At 69.5% G+C, this 12,057-nt stretch carries 11 protein-coding genes; 6 read left to right on the forward strand and 5 right to left on the reverse strand.

What is annotated here, in order from left to right; genetic code table 11:
• The coding region (locus tag ACBR40_RS05285) for a peptidase inhibitor family I36 protein (protein WP_371247647.1) at positions 1-217 on the forward strand (217 nt) is incomplete at its 5' end.
• A gap of 108 nt (positions 218-325) precedes the next feature.
• Here the strand turns inward: ACBR40_RS05285 and ACBR40_RS05290 are convergent.
• On the reverse strand, positions 326-559 hold the full coding sequence (locus ACBR40_RS05290; RefSeq protein ID WP_371247648.1) for a hypothetical protein: 234 nt from the start codon (positions 557-559) through the stop codon (positions 326-328).
• 483 nt (positions 560-1,042) lie between these two features.
• Complete coding sequence (locus ACBR40_RS05295) at positions 1,043-1,636, reverse strand: TetR/AcrR family transcriptional regulator (protein ID WP_371247649.1); 594 nt, start codon at positions 1,634-1,636, stop codon at positions 1,043-1,045.
• Positions 1,637-1,737: 101 nt separating this feature from the next.
• Between ACBR40_RS05295 and ACBR40_RS05300 the strand changes: the two genes are divergently transcribed.
• Positions 1,738-2,574, forward strand: coding sequence for an SDR family oxidoreductase (locus tag ACBR40_RS05300; protein WP_371247650.1), 837 nt, complete (start codon positions 1,738-1,740; stop codon positions 2,572-2,574).
• A gap of 248 nt (positions 2,575-2,822) precedes the next feature.
• Here ACBR40_RS05300 and ACBR40_RS05305 read toward each other — a convergent pair whose 3' ends face one another.
• Positions 2,823-3,830 carry an aldo/keto reductase gene (locus ACBR40_RS05305; RefSeq protein WP_371247651.1) on the reverse strand — a complete coding sequence of 336 codons (1,008 nt, stop codon included), beginning with the start codon at positions 3,828-3,830 and terminating at the stop codon, positions 2,823-2,825.
• Between the two features lie 297 nt (positions 3,831-4,127).
• Entirely contained in the window at positions 4,128-5,756 is a 1,629-nt protein-coding gene (locus ACBR40_RS05310) for a beta-xylosidase (RefSeq protein WP_371247652.1), read from the reverse strand.
• Positions 5,757-5,914: 158 nt separating this feature from the next.
• On the opposite strand from ACBR40_RS05310, the gene ACBR40_RS05315 reads away from it, so the two are divergent.
• The 4 genes from ACBR40_RS05315 to ACBR40_RS05330 all read left to right on the forward strand — a co-directional run bounded on the left by ACBR40_RS05315 (position 5,915) and on the right by ACBR40_RS05330 (position 10,194).
• Positions 5,915-6,967: a LacI family DNA-binding transcriptional regulator gene (locus ACBR40_RS05315; RefSeq protein WP_371247653.1), complete on the forward strand. Its 1,053-nt coding sequence runs from the start codon at positions 5,915-5,917 to the stop codon at positions 6,965-6,967.
• A gap of 176 nt (positions 6,968-7,143) precedes the next feature.
• The gene (locus ACBR40_RS05320; RefSeq protein WP_371247654.1) at positions 7,144-8,415 is read left to right on the forward strand and encodes an ABC transporter substrate-binding protein; all 1,272 of its coding nucleotides are present in this window, start codon (positions 7,144-7,146) and stop codon (positions 8,413-8,415) included.
• A 1-nt stretch (position 8,416) separates the two neighbouring features.
• Positions 8,417-9,370, forward strand: a complete 954-nt coding sequence (locus ACBR40_RS05325) for a sugar ABC transporter permease (RefSeq protein WP_364446761.1) — start codon at positions 8,417-8,419, stop codon at positions 9,368-9,370.
• Positions 9,367-10,194 (forward strand): carbohydrate ABC transporter permease, encoded by an 828-nt coding sequence (locus tag ACBR40_RS05330; RefSeq protein WP_020545864.1) that lies wholly within the window; start codon positions 9,367-9,369, stop codon positions 10,192-10,194. Before ACBR40_RS05325 ends, ACBR40_RS05330 begins: the two co-directional genes overlap by 4 nt.
• A gap of 221 nt (positions 10,195-10,415) precedes the next feature.
• Here the strand turns inward: ACBR40_RS05330 and ACBR40_RS05335 are convergent, their stop codons facing one another.
• Positions 10,416-12,056, reverse strand: coding sequence for a N,N-dimethylformamidase beta subunit family domain-containing protein (locus ACBR40_RS05335; RefSeq protein WP_371247655.1), 1,641 nt, complete (start codon positions 12,054-12,056; stop codon positions 10,416-10,418).
• Between the last annotated feature and the right edge of the window lies 1 nt (position 12,057).

Below are 12,057 nucleotides of genomic sequence, written 5' to 3' on the forward strand. Positions count from 1 at the left end.
CGCGCCGTTCGGCTTCAACATCAACGACCACACCAGCTCGTTCTGGAACCGCACCAACCGCGACATCTGCATCTACGCCGACACCAACTTCAGGAACAAGATGTTCTGGCGCGTGAACAACGGCACGCTGGTTCTCGGCCCGGTCGGGGCCGGGCGCTCCACGTCCAACATCGGCAGCGACACCAACGACAAGCTGAGCTCCTTCGGCCCCTGCTGAGCGCCGTAACGGCACGTTTCCACCAGAGAGCCCGTCGCCCGCCGTCCGCACGACGGCGCGCGGCGGGCTCCGCATCACGCCGCTCGACCGTACGACCTGACGGCCGGTTCAGCCGGGGAGCGCGTTGTCCGGCGAGTGCAGCCACACGCTCGTGCCCTGCCCGCTCACGGTGACGCCGGAGCCCCGCCAGGACGGCGCGCCCAGCTCCACCCACCGGGCGTACGCGCGCAGCACCTCGTCCCACAGCGGCCGCTCGCCGGCCTGCTGCACCGAGATCCGCGAGCCCGGCCGGCAGGTGACGGCGGTCCACGATCCGGGCACGTCGGGGTCCGACAGCCACATGCGCGACCACTCGCCCTCGTCGTCGGATCGCCGCAGTCGCCGCCGACCTGAGCGCGGGCCCTCCGGCCGACTGGCCGCCAACAGCGTCCGAGATCGAACCGCTCTCCGACGGGCCGTCAGCGCCCTGCACTCCGGACACCTGCTTGAGCCGTTCGACCGTGTGGTCGTGCAGCAGATGCGGAGAGCGCGGCGCCGGCTCCAGGGTCCGCACCTGCTCGCGGTTTGGTCGACCTGCTGGTCGCCCTGGTCCACGCTTCAAGCTGGCGACGGCCGCGGTCGACAAGCCCGACGATGTCGTACGCCGGGCTCTGTTCCCGGTGGCCGGGGAGAAGACGCCGACGAGGACCGGCGCGGCCGACCGATCACGCTCGCAGCCACGATGAGGGGCTTCGGGAGGAGCGGGCCGAGGCAGGCGAGCAGCCCCAGTCCGGCAGGCAGAACTCGCGTGACAACGGGAGCAACGCATGGCCGCCCGTCGCACGGCTACCCGCTGTGGGCCTGCCGGTCGATCATGGCTACCAAGGTCGTGACGAGTTCCTCGGCCGTGATGTGCCACTTGTCCGCGGACAAGTGTCCGTTGACCTCCATGTCTGTGATCCCGTGCACGCTGGTCAACAGCAGCGGCGCGAATCGGCGGGTGTGCTCTGCGCCGACCACACCGCCGATGATGCCAAGGAACTCGTCCATCGCGCGATCGCCCGCCTGCTTCGCAGCGTGGATCGCGGCCGGGTCGCCGGCCGGGTAGGCGAACATCAGCCGGTACAGGTGCGGTTGACGGCGGCCGACCGTCATCAGTGCGGACAGGCCCCTGTGCAGCTTGTCGGCCGGGGACAACCGCGGATCGGCGCGCACGGCCTGTACCTGATCCGCGAGCCGGTCCAGGGCCTCGGCCGCTACGGCGGTCAGCAGGCTGTCCTTGTCGGGGAAGTGCCGGTACGGCGCCCCACGAGTGACTCCCGCGCGCGCCCCGACCGCGCGCAACGTCACCGCGCCCGGACCGCCGCTGTCGAGCAGACCGGCGGCCGCATCCAGCAAGGCGCGCCGCGTCGCGGCAGCGGATTCCACTCGGCTGACCATGCCCACCACTCTACAGTTGACACTGTCATCCGGGGCTCCCTATCGTCATCAAGGTGACAAAGTCATCTGAAAGTTCGCGGGACACCCGTGGTTGCGTTGTCGTGACCGGAGCGTCGACCGGGATCGGCGCGGCCTCCGCCCGCGAGCTGGCCCGTCAGGGATTTCACGTCCTCGCCGGCGTCCGCCGCGTCCAGGACGCCGACGCGCTCCGCGCCCCGGGCGTCGAGCCGGTCATCCTCGACATCACCCAGCCCGGCCACATCGCCGAGCTTGCCGCCCGCGTCGACGCGCAGGCAGGTGCGCTGCGGGCGTTGGTGAACAACGCCGGCATCTCCGTCAACGCCCCGATCGAAGCCCTGCCGCTCGACGAGTGGCGCCGGCTGTTCGAGGTCAACCTGTTCGGTCACGTCGCCGTCACCCAGGCACTGCTGCCCGACCTGCTGCGCCACTGCGGCCGGGTGGTCAACATCAGCTCGGTCGGCGGGAAGGTCGCCATGGCCACTTTCGGCCCCTACGCGGGCACGAAGTTCGCCCTGGAGGCGGTCAGCGACGCGCTGCGACGGGAACTGGCGCCGCTGGGTGTGCGGGTGGTGGTCGTCGAACCCGGTGGCGTCCGCACCGAGATGGGCGACCGGGGCATCGCCACCACGGGCCGGCTGGCCGAGGCGATGTCACCGGAACACCGGGATCGCTACGGGCCGTTGATCCAGGCGGTCATGGCGCTGACTGCCGCCGGCACCACCGGCGGTTCGTCCGCCGAGGATGCCGCCCGGGTGATCGCCAAGGCCGTGACCGCCAGGAAGCCTCGTACGCGCTACACCATCGGCCGGGACGCGGCCCTGCTCACCCGCCTGTCGCGGGTACTGCCGGACCGGATGCTCGACCGCGTCGCCGCCGCCGCTCTGCGCCCGCACTACCCGAGGACGACCACCGCATGAGCGTCACGTTCGAGCAGGGGGGGCCGACCGTGCGGGACAGGGCCCGCTCGACGCCCGTCGTTCCATAGGTGGCAATGTCCACCTGCGCCGCCCCCGCGGGCTCCCCGTGCCGCGCACCGGCAGGGGCAGGGTGGCCATCCACTACCACACCGCCCGCTTCCGCCTTGTGCCTCAACTCGCCAAGACGCTCGGCGTGCCGACCCCGGCCGTAGCGCCGGCGCCGAACTGGAGGCTGGGCCGTGCCCGCGTCAGGCGCCGGCCGCGTCGAGCCGGCTGAGCTGCTCGTCCGTGAGTTTGACGTCGAGCGCCGGGAGCGCGGCCTCGTACTGCTGGAGGGTGCGGGGCCCGATCAGCGGCACGATCGTCGGCGAGCTCTGGTGCATCAGCCACGCCAGGACCAGCGCGTTCGGGGTGACGCCGACCTCCGCGGCCACCTCGGCGACCGCCGCGAGCCGGGCCTCGGCGTCCGGGCCCTGGTACGGGTCCATCGCCCCGTGGCCCCGCCGCTTGCCCGGGTCGTCGTAGATGCCCTTGAGGATGGGAGAGTACGCGACCAGGGTCAGGTCGTCGTGCGTCTCCAGGTAGTCGAGCTGCTCGTCGTCCACGATGGACGCGTGCCGTAGCCCGGCACGGCGCCGCAGGTAGGAGTGCTGCTGCTGGAGCGCGACCGGCGCCGGCCACCCGTGCTGGGCGCACAACTGCCGGATGCGCTCCAGCCGCCACGTCCGTACGTTGGACCAGCCGATGTAGCGGGCCTTGCCGGCCTGGACGATGCCGGAGAGCGCCTCCAGCGTCTCCTCCAGGGGCGTGGCCCGGTCGTCGACGTGCACGTAGTAGAGATCTACGTGATCGGTGCCGAGCCGGCGCAGGCTGCCGTCGATCGCTTCGCGCAACGTCTTCGCCCCGGCCCCGACGAAGGTGCGGTAGGCGACGTCCCAGTCCGGACGGCCGCCGGCCCAGACCGCGTCGAGGTCCCGTACGACCGCGCTGCCCTTGGTGGCCAGGAACATCTGGTCGCGCCGGCCGGACCTCGCCAGCCAGCGGCCGATCAGCTCCTCGCTCTCTCCCCCGCGACTGCCCCGGCGCTCCCACCAGGCGTAGCAGTCGGCGGTGTCCAGGAAGGTGCCGCCGGCCTCCGCGTACCGGTCCAGCATCGTGACGGCTTCGTCCTCCGGCGTGACGGTGCCCATGATCATGCAGCCCAGGGCGAGCCGGCTGACCTGTTCGCCGGTGCGGCCGAGTTGTACGGTCCTCACGCGAGTCCTCCTGTCGTCGATCTCCGGTGGGACCGAGGCTAGGAACTGGAGCGCGCTCCAGGTCAAGGCCGCGCTCCAGCGGGGTTCTGGCGGTGAGAGGCGGGCGGCAGAGGCCGCGGAGGAGGGCCGGGGATCCGGTGGCCGGGTGCCCTCGATCCGGCGAAGAGCGGCACCTGGCTTCTCTCTTCCGCGATCTTCTCCGGGCGTTCGATCGACGCCGCCAGGCACGCCTTCGAGGCGCTCACTGGCAGAGGCCCGGTGTCGGAGGAGACGAGGAGGCACATCCAGACGATCACGTCAGGACGACTGCCTCAGCGACATCACGCCCCAGGGAGCGAGCTCGACATCGAGGTCCAGAACGCCGGTGCCGGGCACGGTCAGCGTGAACCTGAGGAGCGAGTCCCCGACCCTGCGCAGGTGCTCGCTCTCGGCGCGGGACGGGTTGAGGGGAGAGCCGAGCCGGTACCAGGCCTCGGCCGCGTTCCCGTGTTCCCAGTCCAGGATCTCGACGAGGAAGGTGGTGCCGGGCTCCAAGCCGCCGATCGCGTGGCGGATCCTGCGGCTCGGCCCCACGTCGGCCAGCGCGCGGGTCGCGGCGTAGGAGCCCTGCGAGCTGAGGCCTCTCAAGGCCATGTCCTCGGGGTAGTTGAAGAACACCGCCGACACGGCCGACGTCCGGCTGTCCCGGGTCACGACGCCGTCGGGCGTGGCGAGGAGCAGCCGGTCGCCGAGCCGTCCCAGCATCGTGAACGCGTGGAAGGCCGGTTTGTGGATGCCGGCCTCGTTCACCAGGCCGAACCCGCCGTGGAACGGGCCGATCCCGGCGCCGCCCTCCTCGAAGACGTCGGTGAAGGCCCAGTAGGAGATCGAGTCGGCGAGGGTGGCGCACTTCAGGTACGACCGGGTGATGTAGGTCGCCGCGAACAGCGTGTCGTGGATGAAGTCGCGGCTCGACGGCGACGTCGACCACTCGGTGACGTGGATTTCCGCATCGGGATACGCGCTGTCCTTCACGAGCTCGCCGAGCAGGGTCAGGTCGTCGAAGGTCGCGTCGGCGTACCGGGTGATCTGCACCGCCTGGCCGTCGGCGCCGAAGGCGTAGTCCGTGGGGTAGGTGTGGGTCGAGATGAAGTCGATCGGCAGCTCGCGCTCCGCGCACCAGGAGATGAAGTCCTCGATCCACACCGGGCGCCAGTCGAGCGCGTCCACGTCGGCGGCGGTGGCCGTCGCGAGCATCGCGGAGCGGTCCTCGGTCTCGCCCTTGTAGCGGTCGTCGGGAACGAAGACACTCGTCGCGGGCCCGCCCACCCGCAACGCGGGATCGATCTTCTTGATCGCCCGGACGGTCTGCTCGTAGAGCTCGAAGTACTCGGTCTTCGTCCCGGTCCAGAAATGCGGGACGAGGTTCGGCTCGTTCCACACCTCGAAGCGCCACTCCCGCACCTCGTCGAGGCCGTACCGGTCGATCCAGTGCTCGATCGACCTCGTCACCAGCTCGACCCAGCGCGCCGCGTCCTTGGGCGGGCTGCAGTGAGCGCCCCACCAGAACAGCGTCTCGGTCACCGTCGCCAGATCGCGCGGCATGAAGCCCAGCTCGACGAACGGGCGGGCCCCGCACTCCAGGATGAAGTCGAAGACCTTGTCGACGTAGCTGAACGTGTACACGGGCGAGGCGAGGGTCGCGTCCTCGCCGAAACCGCCGCCGTACCGCTCCCGGTACACGAACATGTCGTCATGAAAGATGCCGTGGAAACGGACGTACCGGAATCCGGCGGTGGCGACCGCTTCAGCGAACTGCCGCTGCCAGTCCGCGCGCAGCGCCTCGTTGGCCCGCCCGGCGCCGACACACCGGCTCCATACGTGCGGGAGCACGCTCTCGTCGCGTGCCTCGCCGTCGATGTGGATCGAGGATCTGCAAGCGTCCATGGTCTCAACCCTCGCGTTGAGTTCCGAAAATATTTCGCAACTTGTTCGGTGCTGCGAGGACAGTAGGTGCCGCATCTGTGCCATGTCAACGCATGCAACTGGAGAAAAGGGGTTCGTGGTAGGTTCGAAAGAGTTTCGAGCCCCGGGAGGGAATCCTCATGCGATCGCGAGGTCGTTCTGAGCGCGTCACCTTGGCGGATGTCGCCCGGATGGCCGGAGTCTCCCTGGCGACCGCCTCGAAAGTGCTCAACGGCCGCAGCGACGTCGGGCCGAGGACGCGCGAGCTCGTCCTGGAGGCCATGGCCGAGATCGGCTACATGCCGACCGCGGCGCGGCACGAGCAGACCCGGGGCCGCACCCTCGTCACCGTGCTCGACATCGTGGAGTCCCGTTACGCCGGGACGGTGCTTCAAGGCATCCTCGTGGCCGCGACCTCCGCGCAGGCCGAGCTGCTCCTCCGCCTGCCGTCCGACGGGGCGGCCGCCACGACCCCCACGGCGGCCCGCGCCTGGATGGAGAGGGAGAAGGCGGCCGGCGTCGTCGGCATCATCGCGCTCGCCATCGCCGTGCCAGCCTCGCTGCTGCTGGCCGCGGAGGAGCTCATGGTCCCCGTCGTGACGATCGACCCGATCGACCCGATCGACACCTCCGAGTCGAGCCTCGTCAGCATCGGCTCCACGAACTGGGCGGGCGGCCGCTCGGCGACCGAGCACGTCATCAAGCTCGGCCACCGCAGGATCGGCTGGATCGGCGGCCCGATCGGCTCCGCCCCCTCGCTGGAGCGCTTCCACGGCTACCAGGCCGCGCTCAGCTCGGCCGGCATCGCGCCGGACGGCGCGCTGATCCGCCATGAGGCCTTCTCCGTCGAGGCGGGGCATCGGCACGGGCGCGACCTCCTCGCGCTCGACGAGCGGCCGACCGCGATCGTCGCGGGCAACGACGAGATCGCCGTCGGGGTCCTCGCCGCGGCGAAGGACTTCGGCATCTCCGTGCCGGGCGAGCTGTCGGTCACCGGTTTCGACGACACGCCGCAGACCGAGTGGACCACGCCCAGGCTCACCTCCGTCCGGCAGCCCCTGGTCGGCATGGGCCGGATGGCCGTCGAGACCGTCCTCGGCATGGCCGACGGCGTCCAGCCCGCCTCCCGGCACCTCCAGCTGGCGACCACCCTCAGCGTCCGCGACTCGACGGGCCCCGTCCCGCGGTCCTGACCCGGGTCCGGGTCCTCGGCCTGCCACGTTACGGCGTACTTTCACCGAGGTTCTTGACGGATTTCGACCTTCGCGAATATGGTCCGGCAGCAACGATCGAAACTATTACGAAAAAGTTTCGGAATCGTGTCGCCTGTCCCCTCCCGCCGCTCCCGACCTCCAGGGGGAGATCACCCGTGAAGCTCCGTAGAACCACCCCGGTCGTGCTCGCCGCGGCTCTCGCTCTGACCGCCGCCTGCGGAGGCGGCGGCGGCTCGGCCCAGCCCTCGGGCGACGGCAAATCGTTCGAGTTCTGGTCGTTCAGCGGCATCAACCAGAAGAAGTCCGTCGAGGACTATCAGAAGGCCAATCCGGGCGTGCAGGTGAAGCTCACCGAGGTGGGCGGCTCGACGGAGACCGCGCAGGCGCTCACCACGGCGCTGGCCGGGGGCAAGGTGCCCGACCTGGTGCTCATCCAGGGGGATGACCTGCCCAAGTTCGTCCAGCAGCCGCAGAACTTCCAGGACCTGCGCCAGTACGGCGCCGACAAGATCAAGAGCGACTACCTGGACTGGGTGATCAGCCAGTCCACGGCCAGGGCCGGCGAGATCATCGGCATTCCCACCGACGTCGGCGGCATGGCCGTCGCCTACCGGACCGACTTATTCAAGCAGGCCGGCCTGCCCACCGACCGGGACGAGGTGAGCAAGCTCTGGCCGACCTGGGACGCCTTCATCGAGACCGGCAAGAAGTACACCGCCGCGACCGGCAAGGCGTTCGTCGACAACGCCGCCACCAGCGTCTTCTACCAGGCCGTCAACCAGGGGCCGCAGAAGTACTACGACCCCTCCGGCAATGTCGTCTACGCCACCAGCCCCCAGGTCAAGACGGCGTTCGACCTGGCGATCAAGACGGCGCAGGCCGGGATCACCGCCAAGCTGAGCTCCTTCGAGGACGGCTGGAGCGCGGCGATGAGCAAGGGCGATTACGCCGTCATCTCCGCGCCGTCGTGGCTGCTCGAACAGATCCGCAACAACGCCCCCGACACCAAGGGCAAGTGGGACGTCGCCAAGATCCCCGGCGGCGCCGGCAACTGGGGCGGCAGCTACCTGGCCATTCCCAAGGGCGCGGCCAACCCCAAGGCGGCCTGGGACTACATCTCCAAGACCCAGTCGCCGCAGGGCCAGCTCGATCATTTCGTCGACTCCGGCGCGTTGCCCACCACCCCGTCCGCCTACCAGGACCCGAAGCTCCTCGGCCGCAAGGACCCGTTCTTCTCCGACGCGCCGACCGGGAAGATCTACACCGAGTCGCTGCTCGGGCTCAAGCCTTTCCTCATCGGCCCGGACAGCGCCGCCATCGGCCAGGAGTTCCTGAACGCGATCACCAACGTCGAGCAGGGCAAGGGCGATCCGGCCAGGGCGTGGGACACGGCACTGGCCAACATCAAGACCTCGATCGGCAAGTGACGTGACGACGACGGTCAGCCCGCCGCAGGCACGACCCGAGTCCGAGTCCGAGACGCAGGTGCGGCAGAACTGGTCCGAGCGGCTGGCGCCGTACGCCTACATCGCCCCGTTCTTCCTCATCTTCGCGATCTTCGGCCTCGTCCCGCTGCTGTTCACGTTCTACGTCGCGCTGTTCGACTGGAACCCCATCGGCGAGCACGTCTTCGTCGGCTTCGACAACTTCACCCGGCTGCTCGGCGACACCCGGTTCTGGAACGCGGCCTGGAACACGATCAGCATCTGGCTGCTGTCCACCGTGCCGCAGCTCCTGGTCGCGCTCCTGCTGGCGCACCTGCTCAACCATGCGCGGCTGCGGCTCGCGCTGTTCTGGCGGATGTCGATGCTGGTGCCGTACATCACCTCGGTGGCGGCCACCACGATCGTCTTCGCCCAGATGTTCGATCGCGACTACGGCCTGCTCAACTGGCTGCTCGGGCTCGTCGGCGTCGGGCCGATCGACTTCCTGCAGTCGGGGTGGGGAAGCCACGCCATGATCGCCGTGATGGTGGCCTGGCGCTGGTTCGGCTACACCACCCTGCTCTACCTGGCCTCGCTGCAGGCCGTTCCGCGGACGATCTACGAGGCCGCGGCGGTGGACGGCGCAGGCGCCTGGAAACAGTTCCGGCACATCTCCATCCCGTCGCTGCGCCCGGTCATCGTGTTCACGATCGTCACCTCCACCATCGGCGGCCTGCAGATCTTCACCGAGCCGCTGCTCGTCACCACCACCTCGCCGCTGACCTGCGGGCCCGTCCGGCAGTGCCAGACGCTCACGCTCTTCCTGTACGAGCAGGGCTTCGGCCAGTTCCAGTTCGGCTACGGCTCCGCGATCGGCGTGGCCCTGTTCGTACTGATCATCGCCCTCGCGTCGCTCAACTATGTCCTGTCCACGCGAATCCGTCCGGAGCGAGGATGAAGAAGGCCGACAGGGTCCGCTGGTGGACCTATCTGCTGCTCGCGGTGGCCACGCTGGCCTGCGTGTTCCCCCTGTACTGGATGTTCGTGGTGGCCACGACGGACACCGCGGCCGCCACCCGGATGCCGCCGGAGATCATCCCCGGCGGGAACTTCTTCCACCTGGCCGGGCTGGTGTTCTCGACCGTGCCGTTCGTCCGCTCGATCATCAACAGCGTCATCGTGGCCGGCTCGATCGGCGTGGGGCACGCCGTGCTGTGCTCGCTCGCCGGGTTCGCCTTCGCCAAGCTGCGCTTCCGCGGCCGGAACGCGCTGTTCCTCGTCGTCGTGCTGACCATGACCGTGCCGACCCAGCTCGCCGTCATCCCGCAATACATGATCATCTCGTCGCTGGGATGGGTGGACACGTTGCAGGCGCTCATCGTGCCGGGGCTGGCCAGCGCGTTCGGCATCTTCTGGATGCGCCAGCACCTGTCCACCACCATCAGTGACGAGATCCTCCAGGCCGCGCGCATCGACGGGGCGACCACCTGGCAGATCTTCTGGCGGATCGCGTTCCCCCTGGTGCGGCCGGCCGCGTTCGTGCTGGGGCTGCTCGGGTTCGTCACCGCCTGGAACGACTTCCTGTGGCCGTTCATCGTCCTGAAGTCACCCGAGATGTACACCGCCCAGATCGCGATCAAGGCGCTGCAGAACAACTATGTGGTCGACCTGGGCCTGGCCATGTCGGGCTCGTTCCTGGCCACGCTGCCGCTGCTCGTGTTGTTCGTCTTCGTCGGCAGGCGCATGGTCGCCGGGATCATGGACGGTGCCTTCAAGGGCTGACACATCGGCGACAGGGGTCCGGCTCGGGCGCCTCATCGGGCCAGGTCCCGGATCAGCGCGTCGGGAGTCCGGGTGGCGTGCGGGTGCAAGCCACCCGGATGGGGCCGTCGATGCCGGGCTTGAGTCTCCAGCCGGCGATGTACGGGCTGTCCACGCTGACCAGTTCCAGCCCGACCTGTCCACGCGCTGCGGCCTCGGCGATCAGCGCGATGCGGCCGGGGTCAGCCGCGGACGGCGTAGCGGCGCAGCACGTTGCGGGTGATCTGCTCGGTGAACTCATCGTGCAGGCGCAGGCCGTTGACCCATTCGGTCGTCCCGGCGCAGAAGACGCCGCCTCTGCCCCGGGTGAACTCAGCGACCATCCCGGAGCCGTACGCCTCACCGTCGAACCGGTCGGGCAGCGGGTCGAACAGCAGCCCGAGAATGCCCTGGACTTCGGTGATGGGGGCGCCGAGCGGCACCTGTCCGTTCCACCGGTCCTCCTCGCCGAACGTGGCCGGGCACATGGCGATGATCTCCAAGTTGTCCGGCGTTCCGTCGCTGCCGGTCGGAAAGGGCAGACCGCGCCGGAAGGTGTAGTCACAGCCGTCCAGCTCGAACGCGGCGATGCAGATGGGCGCGCCGCCGAAGACGTCGCCGTAACCGAGGTCGGTGTCCTGAAGGGCCCAGTGCCGCGGCCGGTAGACGGTGAAGCCGCCGCTGGAGCGGGAGATCGCCGAGCCGTAGCGGTTGTAGGTGCCTGACAGGCCGGTGAGCCCCATGGTCGCGGCGGCGGGACGGTCGATGGGGGGCCAGTCCCATGCGGTGGTCACCTTGGCCGGATCGCTGTCGAACAGGGGGTCGTCCTGCGGGACCTTGTAGTTGACCTGGACCTGGTCGTCTTCTTCGAGCCGGACCTGCCACAGGAAGTTCCTCCCGAACCTGGCGAGGTGGCCGCCGCCGTCGACGAAGGCATCGACGCTGTCGCGCATCTGCGCGGTCCAGTACTCGTCGTGGCCGACGAAGATGGCGCAGGCGTAGGGGGTCAGGCAGCCGGGGTCCTGGTGGAGGTCGTGCTGGGTGAGGACGTCGAACTCGATGCCCTCCTTCTCCGCCCACAAGGCGAAAGGCCGCTCGTAGGTGGCCCAGAACGCATCGGCGTGGTGGCGGGAGTAGCCGTGGGTGTGCGCCCACTCATAAGCGGGGTGGCGGGGCAGGGCGCCGCGCGGCGGAGTGTCGGGGTTGGAACTGCGCGGGGCCTCGTCCGGCTTGCGGATCATGCCGCGGGCGATCGGCCGCTGGACGGACAGGCGCGGGCCGGCCACGTCGGTCCAGGGGTCGTCGCCGAGGCCGCGGTAGGCGTTCGCGCCGCCCCAGTCGTTGTAGGCGGTCATCGTGCTGGTCGTCAGCACCAGCACGTACGGGGTCCGTACGCCGGGCTCGGGGTTGCGCACGATCAGGAAGTGCTCACGCTCATGGCGACGTCCGTCGACTTCGATGCCGATGATCAGGATGTAGAAGCCGGGCTTCCACCGCTGGTCGATGGTGAAGGTGTGCGCGACGGGCCAGCCGCAGCCGACGGCGTAGGCGTCGCTGGGGGTCGGGTGGGCCCGGCCGGGCAGACCGATGGCGGACCAGACGACCTCTGGGGTGAGCCCGTCGCGCACCAGGGTGAGCGTGTACGTCTCGGCGGTGGTGTGGGTGTGAACGTGGACCTCCTCTCCCGGCGAGTAGGTCCACCTGTCGGTGTAACACCAGGCCTCCGGGCCGCCCATCCCGGGCCGTTCCACCACGAAACCGGGAATGGACCAGGCATACCGCGGGGCAGGCGCCGGGCTCTGCGAAGGGGCGGTGCGTACGGCGGCGGGTAGCTGATCACTCATG

Source organism: Nonomuraea sp. AD125B (assembly GCF_041402765.1).
GTDB classification, from domain to species: Bacteria; Actinomycetota; Actinomycetes; order Streptosporangiales; family Streptosporangiaceae; genus Nonomuraea; species Nonomuraea bangladeshensis.